This is a genomic window from Laspinema olomoucense D3b, from assembly GCF_025370785.1.
Taxonomy (GTDB): domain Bacteria; phylum Cyanobacteriota; class Cyanobacteriia; order Cyanobacteriales; family Laspinemataceae; genus Laspinema; species Laspinema olomoucense.
Genome location: NZ_JAMXFA010000016.1, coordinates 16,082 through 32,503, shown reverse-complemented (window position 1 = coordinate 32,503; position 16,422 = coordinate 16,082). Strand labels below are relative to the sequence as shown.

Annotated in this window: 11 protein-coding genes; 6 read left to right on the top strand and 5 right to left on the bottom strand. The window is 48.8% G+C overall.

Annotated elements, in window-relative coordinates; translation table 11 throughout:
• The first annotated feature begins 81 nt into the window (after nucleotides 1-81).
• From NG792_RS13625 to NG792_RS13605, 5 genes are all read left to right on the top strand, one after another.
• Nucleotides 82-453 carry a thioredoxin family protein gene (locus NG792_RS13625; protein ID WP_261200782.1) on the top strand — a complete coding sequence of 124 codons (372 nt, stop codon included), beginning with the start codon at nucleotides 82-84 and terminating at the stop codon, nucleotides 451-453.
• A gap of 346 nt (nucleotides 454-799) precedes the next feature.
• On the top strand, nucleotides 800-2,869 hold the full coding sequence (locus NG792_RS13620; RefSeq protein ID WP_261200783.1) for an NAD(P)H-quinone oxidoreductase subunit 5: 2,070 nt from the start codon (nucleotides 800-802) through the stop codon (nucleotides 2,867-2,869).
• Between the two features lie 313 nt (nucleotides 2,870-3,182).
• A complete protein-coding gene (gene ndhD1 / locus NG792_RS13615) occupies nucleotides 3,183-4,760 on the top strand; it encodes a photosynthetic/respiratory NAD(P)H-quinone oxidoreductase subunit D1 (protein ID WP_261200784.1) in 1,578 nt (525 codons plus the stop codon).
• A gap of 310 nt (nucleotides 4,761-5,070) precedes the next feature.
• On the top strand, nucleotides 5,071-6,537 hold the full coding sequence (locus tag NG792_RS13610; RefSeq protein ID WP_261235740.1) for a DASH family cryptochrome: 1,467 nt from the start codon (nucleotides 5,071-5,073) through the stop codon (nucleotides 6,535-6,537).
• Between the two features lie 156 nt (nucleotides 6,538-6,693).
• Nucleotides 6,694-7,383, top strand: coding sequence for a Uma2 family endonuclease (locus NG792_RS13605; protein ID WP_261235739.1), 690 nt, complete (start codon nucleotides 6,694-6,696; stop codon nucleotides 7,381-7,383).
• Between the two features lie 104 nt (nucleotides 7,384-7,487).
• Here the strand turns inward: NG792_RS13605 and NG792_RS13600 are convergent, their stop codons facing one another.
• Nucleotides 7,488-10,838: a glycoside hydrolase family 15 protein gene (locus NG792_RS13600; RefSeq protein WP_261235738.1), complete on the bottom strand. Its 3,351-nt coding sequence runs from the start codon at nucleotides 10,836-10,838 to the stop codon at nucleotides 7,488-7,490.
• Between the two features lie 342 nt (nucleotides 10,839-11,180).
• Here NG792_RS13600 and NG792_RS13595 point away from each other — a divergent pair, with 342 nt between their 5' ends.
• Nucleotides 11,181-11,918, top strand: a complete 738-nt coding sequence (locus NG792_RS13595; RefSeq protein WP_261200788.1) for a WecB/TagA/CpsF family glycosyltransferase — start codon at nucleotides 11,181-11,183, stop codon at nucleotides 11,916-11,918.
• A gap of 177 nt (nucleotides 11,919-12,095) precedes the next feature.
• Here the strand turns inward: NG792_RS13595 and NG792_RS13590 are convergent, their stop codons facing one another.
• The 4 genes from NG792_RS13590 to cysK all read right to left on the bottom strand — a co-directional run bounded on the left by NG792_RS13590 (nucleotide 12,096) and on the right by cysK (nucleotide 16,236).
• The gene (locus NG792_RS13590; protein WP_261235737.1) at nucleotides 12,096-13,994 is read right to left on the bottom strand and encodes an ABC transporter ATP-binding protein; all 1,899 of its coding nucleotides are present in this window, start codon (nucleotides 13,992-13,994) and stop codon (nucleotides 12,096-12,098) included.
• Between the two features lie 275 nt (nucleotides 13,995-14,269).
• Nucleotides 14,270-14,491, bottom strand: a complete 222-nt coding sequence (locus NG792_RS13585) for a hypothetical protein (protein WP_261235736.1) — start codon at nucleotides 14,489-14,491, stop codon at nucleotides 14,270-14,272.
• A 252-nt stretch (nucleotides 14,492-14,743) separates the two neighbouring features.
• Nucleotides 14,744-15,046 (bottom strand): hypothetical protein, encoded by a 303-nt coding sequence (locus NG792_RS13580; RefSeq protein ID WP_261235735.1) that lies wholly within the window; start codon nucleotides 15,044-15,046, stop codon nucleotides 14,744-14,746.
• A 227-nt stretch (nucleotides 15,047-15,273) separates the two neighbouring features.
• Nucleotides 15,274-16,236 (bottom strand): cysteine synthase A, encoded by a 963-nt coding sequence (gene cysK, locus NG792_RS13575; RefSeq protein ID WP_261235734.1) that lies wholly within the window; start codon nucleotides 16,234-16,236, stop codon nucleotides 15,274-15,276.
• Between the last annotated feature and the right edge of the window lie 186 nt (nucleotides 16,237-16,422).

Below are 16,422 nucleotides of genomic sequence, written 5' to 3'. Positions count from 1 at the left end.
CAGGGGGATAGCCAGACGATCCCAAATCGATGTACCATGATCCCGGTGTTGATATCCAAACCGATTCAATCAAGAGGTCTCATGGTGTTGTCTCTTAATGAAAGGTCCTTTAAACAAGAAGTTTTAGAAGCTACCACTCCTGTTCTCGTGAATTTTTGGGCACCGTGGTGCGGTATTTGTTTGCTGATTAACCCGATTTTGAAGGGATTCGAGGCTGAATGGGGCGAAACGGTTAAGATTGCCGGAATTAATGCCGATCAAACCTTAAAGCTTGCGAGTACCTATCGGATCGCGACTTTGCCTACCCTGATTTTGTTTGATGGAGGATCCATTATCCATCGGATTGAAGGGTTCCAAGGACGGGATGACTTAACCCGGGAATTAAGGTCCCTGCTCCTGAGCACTCAAAAAGCGCATTCTTATTCCAAGTTACAACCGGCCATCAATTCCTGATGAGAGTCTCTCGTCAGGAATTTTTTACAGCCAGCCGCTTTTTTCTGGGTTAATCAGGTGACCTGTACTGCGGGTGAACCCGTGGCGGGTTCTGGAAAATTGGAACAGCTAAACCCCATCTAGTCTAATCTGGGTGGGGTTTTTCCTTTGGGGTTGAGGGGTGGGAAAAATGGCTGGTGCAAGGCTGTTTGTTCAAGCGATCGCAGATTATATCAGAAAACCAAAAAAATTCAAATGAGTGAATATCGCTATGATATCCCTAGTCTCCCGTTTCTATGACGGGTCTATGTCAAAATGTTAACCAATGAGTTAACTCAGTAAAGAAGTATTTAAGTGGGCCTCAGCGATGGAACCAATTTATCAGTATGCTTGGCTGATTCCAGTTCTGCCTTTATTAGGGGCAATGCTGGTCGGCTTGGGCCTGATTTCTTATAACAAGACGACCAATAATCTGCGGCAAGCGACTGCCGTATTCTTGGTCTCTTCCGTAGGTGCAGCAATGGTCTTGTCCTTTGCCTTACTCTGGAGTCAAATCCAAGGACATGAACCCTACACGTACAGCCTGGAATGGGCGGCGGCGGGGAATTTTCACCTAACAATGGGTTACACCATTGACCACCTCTCGGCGCTGATGCTGGCGATCGTGACGACTGTGGCCCTGTTGGTGATGATTTACACCGATGGCTACATGGCTCATGATCCCGGATATGTGCGCTTTTACACCTATCTGAGCCTGTTTAGCTCCTCAATGTTGGGTCTGGTGATCAGTCCGAACCTGGTTCAGGTTTATATCTTCTGGGAACTGGTGGGGATGTGTTCCTATTTGCTGATCGGATTTTGGTTCGATCGCAAACCGGCAGCAGATGCTTGTCAAAAAGCCTTTGTCACCAACCGCGTGGGCGACTTTGGTCTGCTGTTGGGGATGTTGGGCTTATATTGGGCAACGGATAGTTTTGATTTTCAAATCATGGGCGATCGCCTGCAAGATCTCGTCCAATCTGGGGCGATCGGTGCAGGGGTCGCGGCCCTCTTAGCCGTGTTAGTCTTTCTCGGACCCGTTGCCAAATCCGCTCAATTCCCCTTGCACGTCTGGCTACCGGACGCGATGGAAGGCCCCACCCCCATCTCGGCTTTAATCCACGCCGCCACGATGGTGGCTGCCGGAGTCTTCTTAATCGCCCGGATGTATCCCGTCTTTGAACATATCCCCAGCGCAATGACCGTCATTGCCTGGACCGGATGTTTCACCGCCTTCCTGGGGGCAACCATCGCCCTCACCCAAACCGACATCAAAAAAGGGTTAGCCTACTCCACCATGTCCCAACTCGGTTACATGGTCATGGCAATGGGCATCGGGGCCTACAGCGCCGGACTCTTTCACCTGATGACCCATGCTTACTTCAAAGCTATGCTCTTTCTCGGGTCTGGATCCGTGATTCATGGCATGGAAGAAGTGGTCGGTCATGACCCCACCCTGGCCCAAGATATGCGGCTAATGGGTGGACTGCGGAAATTTATGCCGATTACCGCTGCTACTTTCGCGATCGGCACCCTCGCCATTTGTGGAATCCCGCCCTTTGCTGGATTCTGGTCCAAAGACGAAATCCTCGGGGCCGCCTTTGAAGCCAATCCCGCCCTCTGGGGGGTCGGCTGGCTGACTGCCGGGATGACCGCCTTCTATATGTTCCGGATGTACTTCCTGACCTTTGAAGGACCCTTCCGAGGCAATGACACCGAAATTCGTCACCAACTCAAAAGCGAAGCCGAAGCTGGGGAACCCATTCTCGCCTTTGGTCCCGGTGCAATGGACCCTCGGGAACTAGAAGCCAGCCACGATGACCACTCTCATGATCATCACAGCGAATATCCCCATGAGTCCCCCTTAGCCATGACCTTCCCCTTGATGGCCCTGGCCGTGCCTTCGGTCCTGATTGGGTTGGTAGGGACTCCCTTTGCCAATTACTTTGAAGCATTTATTCATCCTCCCAGTGAATCCATGCTGGAAATTGCCGAACACGCCGAAGAATTCAACCTCACGGAATTCTTAGTCATGGGCGGTAGTTCCGTGGGAATTGCGTTGCTGGGGATTACCTTGGCATCCCTGATGTACTTGAGTCGGAAAATCGACCCAGGGGCGATCGCCTCCCAAATCAAACCCCTCTACTTGCTCTCCCGCAAGAAATGGTACTTTGACGAAATCTACAACTCCCTGTTTGTCGTCGGTTCACGCCGGTTAGCCAGACAGGTGATGGAAGTCGATTATCGCGTCGTTGATGGGGCCGTCAACCTCACCGGGTTGATTACCGTCATCAGTGGCGAAGGACTCAAATACTTTGAAAACGGTCGCGCCCAATTCTATGCCTTGATCGTCTTTGTGGCGGTTCTCGGCTTAGTCATTCTCTCTGGTGTGACTTAATCCAATTCCTCTGTCGCCCAAGCAGAAGCCAGAATTCCAGCATCATTGCCTTGGAGTTAATTCTGGCTTCTGTAGTGTGACGGGTGAGTTTTCTATACTCAATCCGGTTGAATAAAAACCCGCACCCTGAAGGGTGGGGCTATACGGACGAAGCCCGCCTGCGCGGGCTAATACGGAATCCCGTTGAAAAAGACCCGCACCCTGAAGGGTGGGGCTATACGGACGAAGCCCGCCTGCGCGGGCTAAGAGCAAAAGCCTTTTAAGTAACGACCGGATTTAGTATCTTGATGAATTTTGGTAGCGATCTATGAACATGGCTGAATTTCCTTGGCTGACTACAATTATCCTGTTTCCGATCGCGGCATCCCTACTCATCCCTGTTATCCCCGATAAAGATGGGCGCACGGTGCGTTGGTATGCCCTAATCGTCGGACTCATTGACTTTGCCCTCATTGTCTATACCTTCTGTAATCATTACGACCTCAGTAACCCCAACATCCAGCTTTTTGAAAGCTATTCTTGGGTTCCTGCCTTAGACCTCAACTGGTCAGTCGGGGCCGATGGCTTATCCATGCCCCTGATTATCCTCACCGGATTTATCACCACCCTGGCAATTTTGGCCTCCTGGCCCGTCACTTTAAAGCCAAAACTCTTTTTCTTCTTGATTTTGGCCATGTATGGCGGACAGATTGCCGTCTTTGCCGTCCAGGATATGCTGTTGTTCTTCCTGGTGTGGGAATTGGAACTCATTCCGGTGTACCTGTTGCTGTCCATCTGGGGCGGTAAAAAACGCCTCTATGCGGCCACCAAGTTTATCCTCTACACCGCAGGCGGTTCCCTGTTTATTCTGCTGGCGGGCCTCGCAATGGCCTTCTACGGGGATACCGTCACCTTTGATATGCAGTCCCTGGCGGCGAAGGATTATGCCATTAATTTAGAACTGTTGCTCTATGCAGCATTTTTAATTGCCTACGGCGTCAAACTGCCCATCTTCCCCCTGCATACTTGGTTACCTGATGCCCACGGGGAAGCAACGGCCCCAGTGCATATGTTACTCGCCGGGATTCTGCTGAAGATGGGGGGATACGCCATCATCCGCATGAATGCCCAAATGTTACCCGACGCTCACGCGGTGTTCGCACCGATTTTAGTCATCCTCGGGGTTGTCAACATCATTTATGCGGCTCTCACTTCCTTTGCGCAGCGCAACCTCAAACGGAAGATTGCCTATTCCTCCATTTCTCACATGGGATTTGTGCTAATTGGGATTGGGTCATTCACCGACTTAGGGTTAAGCGGGGCTGTCTTACAAATGGTCTCTCACGGACTAATTGGGGCGAGTTTGTTCTTCATGGTGGGAGCAACCTACGATCGCACCCATACCCTGATGTTAGATGAAATGGGCGGCATCGGCAAAAAGATGAAAAAGTCCTTTGCCATGTGGACTACCTGTTCCCTAGCTTCCTTAGCGTTGCCGGGAATGAGTGGATTTGTGGCTGAATTAATGGTCTTTGTCGGCTTTGCCACCAGCGATGCCTATAGCCTAACCTTCCGCGTCGTCATCGTCTTCTTAGCGGCAGTTGGGGTCATTCTCACCCCGATTTACCTCCTATCCATGTTGCGAGAAATGTTATACGGACCGGAGAATAAGGAATTAGTGGAACATGAAGCTCTGATTGATTCCGAACCTCGGGAAGTGTTTATCATTGCTTGCCTACTGGTGCCGATTATTGGGATTGGGTTATATCCCAAGATTCTCACCCAAGTCTATGATGCAACAACGGTACAGTTAACCGCGAGATTGCGAAACTCAGTGCCGACGTTGGCGGAAGGCGCATCGGTTGCCCTAGGAGAACCGATGGAAGCTCCGGCAATTGGTAGCAGTCGGTAGGTTATCCATCATTTTAGTCTGTTACAGTCAAGGCAGTTTTAATTAACTGCCTTTTTTTGTATCACTATACAATTACCCGCAGCGTCAAGCCCGGAGGCTATACGGACGAAGCCCGCCTGCGCGGGCTAAGAGTACCCGCAGCGTATCCTCGTGACTGGGCTGAAGCCGAGTCACGCACAATTGGAGGCTCTGCCTCCTGTACCCCCCTCCCGTCCTCGTGACTTGCCTCCAGTAACAGGCGGCAGAGCCGCAAGATGCCCGTGTCACGGCAGAGCCATGACACGAGAGTTATTAACTATATATACAAACCATGACATCCCAACCGATAATCCTCTGGTATCGCAACGATTTGCGCGTACATGATCACGAACCGCTGTATCGCGCCATCCAAAATCATGCGCCGATTGTGCCTATCTATTGTTTCGACCCTCGACAATTTTCTAAAACTACTTATGGGTTTCCAAAAACTGGCCCATTCCGCGCCCAGTTTTTACTCGAAAGTGTTGCCAATCTGCGTCAATCCCTGCAAAACCTTGGCAGCAACTTAATTATTAAAATTGGAAAACCTGAATCAATTTTACCTCAAATTGCCCAACAAGTCAATGCCTCGGCGATTTATTTCTATCAGGAAGTCACAGCGGAAGAAATTGGGGTAGAAACAGCACTGTCTCAAGCTGTAAACCCGTTGGATATTTCCCTCAAATCCTTCTGGGGACATACGCTTTATCATTGCGATCGCCTCCCATTTGATATCCCCAAGATTCCCGAATTGTTCACCCACTTTCGCAAACAAGTGGAGAAAACAGCCACACCGGATTCCTGCTTTCCCACCCCTACCGAGTTGCCGCCATTACCGGAAATAGTGACAGGGAACTTACCCAGCTTAACCGAATTAGGCGTCGAGGTAAAGGCGATCGCCTCCCAAGGTGTGATCCCCTTTACCGGAGGAGAAAGCGCCGGAATTGCCCGATTGGAGGACTATATTTGGACAGGCGATCGCCTGCGAACCTACAAAGAAACCCGTAACGGAATGCTGGGTTCTGATTATTCCTCCAAATTTTCCCCCTGGTTATCCTTGGGTTGCCTCTCCCCCCGCTACATTTATCAACAAGTCCAAAATTATGAAAACCAACGCATCAAAAATGATTCCACTTACTGGCTAATTTTCGAGTTACTCTGGCGAGATTACTTCCGGTTCATTTGTGCCAAACATGGTAATGCCATCTTCCGTAAATCCGGATTACAAGGCATACCCATTCCCTGGCAAGAAGATTGGCAAAATTTTACCCTTTGGCAACAAGGAAAAACAGGATTCCCTCTCGTTGATGCCAATATGCGCGAACTGGCAGCGACTGGATTTATGTCCAATCGAGGTAGACAAAATGTCGCCAGTTTCTTGACTAAAAACCTCGGTATCAATTGGCAAATGGGAGCAGAATGGTTTGAGTCCCTGCTGATTGATTATGATGTTTGTAGCAATTGGGGGAATTGGAATTACACTGCTGGGGTGGGGAATGATGCCCGGGGGTTTCGCTTTTTTAATATTATAAAGCAATCTAAAGATTATGACCCCGAGGGGGAGTATGTGAAGCATTGGTTACCCGAGTTGGCAAAGGTTCCAGCAGCTAAAGTGCATGAACCTTGGAAGTTATTGCTGGTAGAACAACAGCGATTTGGGGTGGAAATTGGCAAGGATTATCCGCATCCTATAGTTGATTTGTTTGAGTCGGCAACAGTGAATGAGCAGGTGTATAAATCCGCTTTAAAACGTTCCTAGGTGAGGGATGAAGGGGATATAGAGCGAGTATCTAGCTCGCTCTATTGGGGTCAAGCTCTCCGCCGGAGTGATGAGCCTAATTCTTTTCACCAAAATAGGCCAATGGATAGAAACCTGCTATAAAATGGATATAGCCTAACGTCTCATTGTACGCCCATGACTACTATTTCTGTGCGGAATACTCCCCCTTTAGAAAGTGGCGATCGCCTGACTCGGGATGAGTTTGAGCATCGCTATCATGCTGCACCGGATATTACCAAAGCTGAATTAGTTGAAGGAGTTGTGTTTGTGGCATCCCCCGTTCGTTCAAATCGGCATGGCAGACCCCATGCGCTGATTATGGCTTGGTTGAGTGCTTATTGGACAGGAACGCCCGGTGTAGACCCCCAAATTGAGCCGACGGTTCGCTTAGATGAGGAGAATGAGCCGCAACCGGATGCTTTATTACGCCTGGAACCGGCAGTTGGAGGCAATTCTTGGATTAGTGAAGATGACTATATTGAAGGGTCGCCAGAATTGATTGTGGAAATTGCGGCGTCTAGTGCCAGTTATGACTTGAATGATAAGCTGAATGCCTATCAACGGAATGGGGTTCAAGAATATATTGTCTGGCAAATTTATGAGAATAAACTGGATTGGTTTATATTAGAAGAAGGTCGATATGTTTCCCTAGTTCCGGATGAACAAGGGATTTTGCGATCGCAAGTGTTTCCCGGTTTATGGTTGTCGGTGGAAGCCTTACGTCAGCGGAATGTGGTGGAGGTGGTAGCGGTTGTTCAGCAAGGGTTACAGACAACAGAACATCAAGAATTTGTGCAGCGTTTGGCGCAGTTTTCAGCGGAGTGAAGAACCGGCGGGGCTTTAAACCCCGCCTAATAGCTTGCATTCGGTTAAAACCGACTCAAGACTTTATGAGGAACCCGGTTTTTGAACCTGTTATCCGAGTTGAATTAGCCGACGGCGATCGCTTGGCCAAATTTTGTCAAGTAGCGGAATGCTTTGACGATGAAACTAGCGCAAACATAGGGGGATGTATTGTAAAATGATGGCCATGCTAATGCTTTATCTTCATCATAGAAATCGCTTCGTTCCGGATGATTTTCAATCCAGGCTAATCGCACGGCATGACCAATTAAGACATCCAAGACTATATATTCCTGAATCTGCAAATCGGGGTTGCGATCGCAAATTTCTGCAAGTTCCATCAAGGTTTCAATATTAACCTGTCGGTATTCCGGTGCCGGAATTTTATTCAGCAGATGTTCCACGCGCAGGGCAAAATTCTTTTCCCCAGGAGTCATTTCTGCTAAAATCAACTCGCTATCTAAGCGGTTGCGCCGCTCTAATTTATCCCCTATGACTAATCCTTTACAATGTTGCATGACTTGCCAAACCCGAGGATAAAACTCGGTGGGAACTCGTCCTGCCGCCCCTTCTAACTGTCGGCTGCGCTGCCAATTTACCGAGCTTTCTTCGGTTTCATTGGGGGAAGGAAGCACCACCCATTCAATCTCCTGTTCCTGCTGTTGGACGTGCAGGGATTCTTGTTTTTTCAGGAGTTTATTCATCCCCGCATATCCTTTTAAGACTTCCCGCAACCGGGTATTAATTTCAAAGGGACTTAATTCCATCACCCGTTCATAAGCTTCATCTTGGGTGAGGTTCAATTCCTTGGCAAGTTCACTGGTAATCAGCAAGATTAAGTAACTCACGCGCAGGGTGAGCAATCCATCAAATAAGTCCGGTTCGGCTTTGATTAATAACCCCAGATAGAGTAAAATCTCTTGAGTCAAGACGCGATCGCGAATGTCTTCTCCGCAAAACAGCCGAATTTTGTCCACAATTTCTGTATAGGACATCGGGCGAGAAATCAGGGATGCCTCAGTATAAGCTTTCCCGACAGTAATCTGCTTTTGCCGGACGAGGATATCTGTCACCGCATCGGATAACCCAATATCTACTTTGTTCAACAACCCCGCTGCACGACGGACGACGGACCAATGAATCTGCTTTTCGGTGTCATTCTCTGTGCTATTCGCCTCGGTTCTGAGAGTCTTTCTTTTGGTACTTCCGGCGATCGCACAATCCCCGATCGCCTTCCCTGTTCCCGCCTTAAAATAGACTTCATTCAGCAAATCCGCCACCGTCACTCGGCGTCCGGGTCCTGCCAGTCCCGTCTCAAACTCTAATCCACGCAATCGATACAGGCTATGCAACAGTTCGATTTGCTCATACAAATTACAAGAGGCGCGCAAACTATCCAGCAACAACGCCGGATCGGTTTCACTCTCTAGCATGAACTCCTGGGTGTGATTCAAAGGCCCATTTTTTTCGGCATCGTAAGCCAAAAAATAACAAGCGGGGGCCGCATTTTGTACCGGATTCTCACTAAACTGAAATTCATGGAGAACATCAATCCGCTCAATGCTGCCGGTGAGCATCAATTGATTGAGTCGTCCCAACTTCACCGGCGTCCCTTCACAGTCCCCGTCCCGCAATTCTTTCATCAGTTCCAGCAATGCCGGGAGAAATCCCTTACTACTGCCGTCGGTTTCTAACATCGCATGAGTCAGCAGCAAAGTTACCGTCGGACGTCCTACCCCATGACCCCCAATTTGAGGATACCGCCACCAATGGCGATGGATATAGGCCAGTTCACCCTTGATATTTGACACTAAAAAGTGATAATCCAATGTGAGATAAAACTCTTGCTGGTTTAAAAAGGACGGCAAAAAGACAATTGTTTCGCCACGAATCCGAAAAATATTAGAAGTTGTGAGACTTCGCAAGCGGCGCATGGGGCGTCCCGTTAGCCCTAATTTATCGTTGCGGCCAATTTGCCGATACACCCCGGAGAGGTCTCGCGCTTGTCGCACTTGGATCGGTTCGACTTCTGCCGGGGTTTGGGTGGCGATACCATGATAGGCGAGTTCGGTTTGCAGGTCTTCATCTTCTGCAAGCAGGGCGATTTGCACCACAGGTTTGCGGCGTCCGGCAAGGGTGCGGCGACGTCCTAATGGGTCGATATCCCCTCGGTCTAGCAATCCTTCATCGAGCATCAGGCCCAGGAAATAGAGGCTTTGCGCCCAGACTAAGGGGAGATTTTCATTGGGGAGACGCGGTTGAGTCTGGGGATTAGCACGTTCGGCTTCTACCTTGTCGGCGGGAACGTAATATAATTCAGGAAGGAGTTTTAATCCGTAGGATTCCACAACTAGGGAGTTGAGGCGTTCTTTATACTCTTGCGTTTGGGTGCGATCGCCTCGAAAGATGCCATCTAGGAACAGGTAAGTAAAAAATAGCGGCCACTCACATTCAATATGTTCAAACTGTTTCAGTTCCCAGGGTTCGTAATGCAAGCGCCCAGGGTCTTCCAAAACCGTTTGATGTCCATCGCGCAAAAACCGCTTGCAGCCGTATTTCCCTTGTAATTTATTGATAACTTTCTGTTTAGTGCGATCGCATAATGGACCATCCTCGATCGCAAAAGCCGGAAACGTGATAATACTCAACAACGCCGCATCCACTTCCTTAGAACTCGATTCCCGAGGTAGAATCGATTCTAACGTCTGTCTTGCACGGGCAATTTCATCCGCCAGGACATGAATCACCGAACTTTGGGACCCTTTGACCCCAAACAGATTCACTCCATTAATCGCTTCTAACGCCGCGAGGGCCATGCCAATGGAAGAGGCATTTAACTCCGGATTGCCTTTATTAATTTTATTCCCCCGTTCCCAGATTCCGTAATCAGGAGTGCGATAAGCTCGTCCTATATAATAGACCAAGTTCTGAATAAAATTAACTTCATCCACCGTATAAATGATGGATAACCCGGAAACAGACATTTGAGCTAACATCAACAAAAAGATTGAAGTTGCATCAAGTTGGAGATGTCCCCACTCATTATCGCCAACTACTGTATCTCCCGTATGGGTATCGAATTTGGCGTGCAGACAATCCAGCAGAGATTGGGTTTCTTTGAACCGTTCTACCTTGTCTGCTTGTCGCATCATACAAAACAGCAATCCCCGCATCAACTTCACCACACTATGTTCTAACTCATAAGTGCGTCCTTGGGAATCATCCATTTTGCGATAGGCGAGGGCCAACCCCCAGACGGCGAGAATGCTATAAACATTGTCTCGCACCCAGGCATCGGTATAGTCCCCGTGGGCGTTAATGGCGGTAGAAGCGGGTAACAGTCCTGTAATCGGATTTTGGCGAACGAGAATGAGGGACTGGATCTGGTGATAGTAATAGTCTAATCGGGTTTGACGTTCGTTCGAGGTCAGGCTCATGAGGTAGTTTGGAGTTGACGAAACGGTAAGATTTGGCTCAGTGGGGGGTTATCCCCGGTGGCCCGAGGGGCTTTTACCCCGCCTAGAGAATATCCGGGCGCTTTGAGGCCAATTTTTATAAATAAGCGCGCACCTTATTATCCGTAATTTTTATAAAAGCGACCTCTTCCCCCCGACACCCCTTCCCCTTGTAGGTAAGGGGATTGGGGGGAAGAGGTCTCATTTTGACTTTAATTCTGTGCAGTTACTTAATAAAATTAAAATATAATTAAAATCAAATTTCGTCAAGAATAAGCTGAGGCGTTAGCAAGCTGGAAGTAAGGTTCTAAAAACAAAAGGGTTATGTTACAGGTGTTGCAAAAATTTTCTGTATTGGGACTGCCGGTTCATATTACCGCTCACTATCGAGACTGGTTACAGTCACGGTTGCAGCAACGCCAGGGTACTCATGTGGTGACGCTGAATGCGGAAATGGCCATGCAAGCGCTAGAAAATCTGGACCTTGCTGCGGTGATTCATCAGGCGGATTTGGTGATTCCCGATGGTGCCGGAGTGGTGTTTTACTTTCTGGTCAGAGGTCGCAAAATCCAGCGCTGTCCGGGAATTGAACTGGCGGAGTCCTTGGTGCAATTAGCGGGGGATTTGGGGGAGGAGTGTTCCACCTTTTTCTTTGGGGGAAAACCGGGAATTGCTGAGATAGCGGCGAAGCGATGGCAAGGGGAGTTACCGGGATTGGCGATCGCCGGAACTCAGGACGGATACCTGTCTCCAGAGGATGAACCAGCATTCAAAGCACGACTTCAACAACTGCAACCCCGATTGATTTTAGTCGGATTAGGGGTTCCCCGACAAGAGTTTTGGATTCGAGAAAATCGCCATTTATGTCCCGAAGCGATTTGGGTAGGAGTTGGCGGTAGTTTCGATATTTGGTCAGGTCAAAAAGAGCGAGCACCCGTCTGGTTACAACGCCTCCAGATGGAGTGGGCCTACCGTCTCTATCAAGAACCCTGGCGCTGGCGACGGATGTTAGCATTACCCCACTTCGCCTGGATTTCTATGAAAACTGCCCTCCGCCAGTAAGGATGTTTCCCCTGTTTGTAGTAACCCCTTCAGGCGTTACTACAAACAGTGATAACGCCTGAAGGCGTTACTACGAAAGAGAAGACCCCCATCTTCCTCATCCCCTCCATCAACCCAGGACCCCTGACAAATGACCAATGACCAATGACAAATGACAAATGACCCATGACCCCCAAACTACGCCGACACCTGCCGCTGTGCTTGTTGTTCTTGGATGCGATCGAGGGTGCCGGTGGGGATAGAGGCGATGAGCGATCGCGTGTAGTCTTGTTGGGGGTTGGTGTAGATGCTTTCAGCGGGACCGACTTCTTCTACTTGGCCTTTATTCATGACCAGAATGCGATCGCTCATAAACTTGACCACACTCAAATCATGGGAGATGAAAATATAGGTGAGTTTAAACTCGTCCTGTAATTCTTTTAACAAATTCAGCACCTGCGCCTGTACCGATACATCTAAGGCGGAAACCGATTCATCGCAAATAATAAACTTTGGATTCAGCGCTAATGCTCTAGCAATACAAATCCGTTGGCGTTGACCTCCGGAAAACTCATGGGGATAGCGATTCATTAATTCCGCATTTAATCCCACTCGTTCTAATAAATAGGCCGATCGCTCTCGTTGCTGGCGTGAGTTCTCTCCCACTCCATGAATTTTTAACGGTTCCATGACTAAGTTCCCAATGCTCATTCGAGGGTTGAGGGAACTAAAGGGATTTTGAAAGACAATTTGCATTTCTCGGCGCACTTGTCTCAACCTTCTTCCTTCAAGTTTGCCGACATCTTGCCCTTCAAATAACACGTTCCCGGCAGTGGGTTCAATTAATCTTAATAAGGTGCGAGCGAGGGTGGTTTTACCACAACCGGATTCTCCCACCAATCCCAAGGTTTCTCCCGGATACACTTCAAAAGAAACCCCATTCACCGCCATCATATACCGTTGGGTTTCTCCAAAGATACCGCGCACGGGAAAAGCGACTTCTAGGTTCCGAACTTCTAGCAGAGGGGACTTTTGCTGTAAGTCAGTTAACCGTTTTTCCATGTCCGCCTCACTGACTTCTTGGATGTTTGTTATCCCATCCGGTGAATCGTTAGTTTCCCTGTATTTTTCCCGAATCTCGCGATCGCCACTGGCATTGGTGACCACTTCCATAAAATCCGAGACTGTCGGCAGATAAATTAACCGGCGATCGGGACGGGGACGACAAGCGAGTAAACCTTTTGTATATGGATGTTGGGGATTAGAAAAAATTTGTAGAACCGAACCCTGTTCGACAATTTTACCTTGGTACATCACCGCCACTTGATCGGCGATTTCCGCAATCACCCCAAGGTCATGGGTAATAAACATCATGGACATTCCCCGGCGATCGCGCAAATCCCGCATTAATTCCAGGATTCTCGCCTGGACTGTCACATCCAAGGCCGTTGTCGGTTCATCCGCAATCAGCAACGTGGGGTCACAAGAAATCGCCATTGCAATCATTACCCGCTGAATTTGACCCCCAGACAATTCATGGGGATAGCGCTTCAAAATCGCCAATTTTTGCTGATTCACCTGTTGCATAATTTCCCGTTCCGTTGCCGTTTCAGGTAAGTTCACCTGTGCGCGCAACTCTGGATCACTCGGCAACAACTTCACCTCTTGTAAAGCAGCGATCGCCCGTCTTCTGGCCTCAGATTCTGATACTTGATGATGCAACAAAATCGCTTCAGTAAGCTGAAATCCGATGTTATAAACCGGGTTCAGAGAACTCATAGGTTCCTGAAAAATCATCGAAATTTTACCGCCGCGATACTGCTGTTTCACTCGGCGAGGTAGGGCCAATAAATCGATGGGTTCTTCGTCCTGAGTTCCTCGAAACCAAATTTCGCCCCCGGAAATCCGTCCCGGAGTCGGTACTAATCCCATTACCGCCAGGGAGGTGACGGATTTCCCGGAACCCGACTCCCCAACGATACCCACAGTTTGGCCGCGTTGGACTTTAAAGGAAATTTGGTCAACCGCTTTAATGGGTCTTCCTTCGGTGAAAAATTGGACTTGCAGATTGCGAACATCAAGAACGGTGTCTGTCATGGAGAATTAGGGGGAAAAGGTAGGAAGATTGTAACAGGGTCAGTTCGATAGATATTGTAGTGTAAGCGGTAATGTTAGAAGAAAAACTCCCTCAGTATGCTCTCAATAGTAACCCACTCCGGAGCGGGGCAGATCCCCAGGTACGCTCTCCATCGGGGACCCGGACACTAAGAACCCAGTCAAAGCCTGGAAAAGCCCCCCACCGTCACAGACTAAGGTTGCTGAACCCTTATTTCCCTCGGAGAGAATATTAGTATCCAATAAAAATCGTCAACTCATAAAATCACTTCTTGACCCGAGGATGAATCCCTCACCCCGTCAAAAACATCGGGTTCGATCCATATTCCTTCAGCATTCAGTTCTTGGCGAAAGGACTTAAGACGTTGCCAAAATTCTCCCCCGGTCTCAATGGATAAGCTAATTTCTTGGCCATCGGGAATATCTATGTTATCAAAAAGTTCGATATTTCGGCCTTTTTTAATTCCTTTAATTTGCATAAAATATTATGTTTTCTCTCTCATGAATAACTGCCAAAAATTAGAGCATTCCAACATAAAAAATTCATCAATCAGACAGAATGGGAAGAGTTTAGCGTCAATCTAGCCCGGTCCCGCAGGGGTGAAGGGTTGAAAAGCAGAAAGAGGCGATCGCTCGCCTCTGTATCAACAAAATCTTTTAATACTCTGACTCACCCAGGGGATGAACTCGACGGATTCACCTTTCCCCTAGAGGGCGATCGCTTTTTTGGGTTACTCAGCGGTCTGGTTTTCATGGTTTTGATGGGTGGAGCCATCTTCTCCACCGCCCATCATGCCACCATTCATTTTGGCTTGGCAGCGTTCTTTCATTTCTTGCATTCCCTGCATTTGCCCCCTCATTTCCTCCATTTGTAGCCTCATTTCCTCATGCTGTTGCTGCATCTGTTCAAGAGTCATGGGGGGAACCTGTCCTTCGGGTCTTTGTGCGAATAAAGGACTTGCACTGACGACTAAGAGTGTCACACCTGCGGCGGCGGTTCCTAGGACGGTTTTGGTGAATAAACTTGCGTTCATTTCGACTTCTCCAGGGCTGAAATTTTTCCTGTTAAACATAGGATAAACTCTCCCCCTAAGCGGAGAGTCTAGGGGTTTTTACAATTCTTTACAACCGGGTAAAATGATCCGGGGGCGATCGCTTCCCGGGTCCTGTCAGGTCCCCAAACAGAACTCGACACCGTAACAGAGAAATCGGGTTTCTGCGTCACAGTATCGAGTTCAGGGGAAAAATCAAGCAACGGAGATTAACTAATTGCTGCTGCCTCTTGAAGTTCAGGGTCTTGGAACAGGGGAGTGCTCAGGTAACGTTCCCCAAAACTCGGCTGAATCATGACAATCAGTTTGCCTTGATTTTCTGGGCGTTGACCGAGGCGGATAGCGGCGCATAAGGCAGCACCAGCAGAAATACCCGACAGGAGACCTTCTTCCCGGGCCAAACGACGACTGTAGGCCATTGATTCATCATCGCTGACCACAATCACCTCATCAATAAGTTTAACGTTCAAGACATCGGGAATAAATCCCGCCCCGATGCCTTGGATTTTGTGGGGACCGGCAGATCCACCGGAGAGGATGGGACTATTGGTGGGTTCAACGGCGATCGCCTTAAAACTCGGTTTGCGCGCCTTGAGCACTTCTGCCACTCCGGTTAAAGTCCCGCCAGTCCCAACCCCAGCAACCACAAAGTCTACTGCACCATTCGTATCTTCCCAAATTTCTTCGGCAGTCGTCTCCCGATGAATCTGCGGGTTAGCGGGGTTGCTAAACTGTTGCAACATATAGGCTTCCGGGGTACTGTCCACAATTTCTTGGGCGCGAGCGATCGCCCCTTTCATGCCCATATTGCCCGGAGTCAATTCTACCTTAGCCCCATAAGCGCCTAACATCAATCGGCGCTCTTGACTCATGGTTTCTGGCATCGTTAGAATCAGTTGATAGCCCTTCGCCGCAGCGGCCATTGCTAGAGCAATTCCGGTATTTCCCGACGTCGGTTCAACTAAAATGGTTTTTCCCGGAATAATTCTCCCTTGCTCTTCCGCGACATTAATCATATTGACGCCGATGCGATCCTTAACGGAAGAGGCGGGGTTCATTCCTTCTAATTTCACCACAATTCTAGCCACACAACCTTCGGCTTGAGGAATGCGGTTTAAATCTACTAAAGGAGTGCGACCGACGAGTTCGGTAATATTTCGAGCTATTTTCATAAGTTCACTGAATGGATAGGTTTAGTGGGATGATTGACTGTTGAAAACGGTGCAGCGCCAGGTTGGACTGACTGATTGCCGTAGGCTTCCCTGGGGGAATTTTTGGGGTTAACCCGACTCCAGTAAACGCTTGAGAATGGGGGCTGGTCAAGGTTGATGTAATAAAACTTTACTCATCAAACGTCC

Coding starts and splice junctions, on each gene's coding strand:
- NG792_RS13605 (WP_261235739.1), top strand. CDS start 6,694: ATGACTACTATTTCTGTGCGGAATACTCCCCCTTTAGAAAGTGGCGAT.
- cysK (WP_261235734.1), bottom strand. CDS start 16,236: ATGAAAATAGCTCGAAATATTACCGAACTCGTCGGTCGCACTCCTTTA.
- NG792_RS13600 (WP_261235738.1), bottom strand. CDS start 10,838: ATGAGCCTGACCTCGAACGAACGTCAAACCCGATTAGACTATTACTAT.
- ndhD1 (WP_261200784.1), top strand. CDS start 3,183: ATGGCTGAATTTCCTTGGCTGACTACAATTATCCTGTTTCCGATCGCG.
- NG792_RS13585 (WP_261235736.1), bottom strand. CDS start 14,491: ATGCAAATTAAAGGAATTAAAAAAGGCCGAAATATCGAACTTTTTGAT.
- NG792_RS13595 (WP_261200788.1), top strand. CDS start 11,181: ATGTTACAGGTGTTGCAAAAATTTTCTGTATTGGGACTGCCGGTTCAT.
- NG792_RS13610 (WP_261235740.1), top strand. CDS start 5,071: ATGACATCCCAACCGATAATCCTCTGGTATCGCAACGATTTGCGCGTA.
- NG792_RS13590 (WP_261235737.1), bottom strand. CDS start 13,994: ATGACAGACACCGTTCTTGATGTTCGCAATCTGCAAGTCCAATTTTTC.
- NG792_RS13580 (WP_261235735.1), bottom strand. CDS start 15,046: ATGAACGCAAGTTTATTCACCAAAACCGTCCTAGGAACCGCCGCCGCA.
- NG792_RS13620 (WP_261200783.1), top strand. CDS start 800: ATGGAACCAATTTATCAGTATGCTTGGCTGATTCCAGTTCTGCCTTTA.
- NG792_RS13625 (WP_261200782.1), top strand. CDS start 82: ATGGTGTTGTCTCTTAATGAAAGGTCCTTTAAACAAGAAGTTTTAGAA.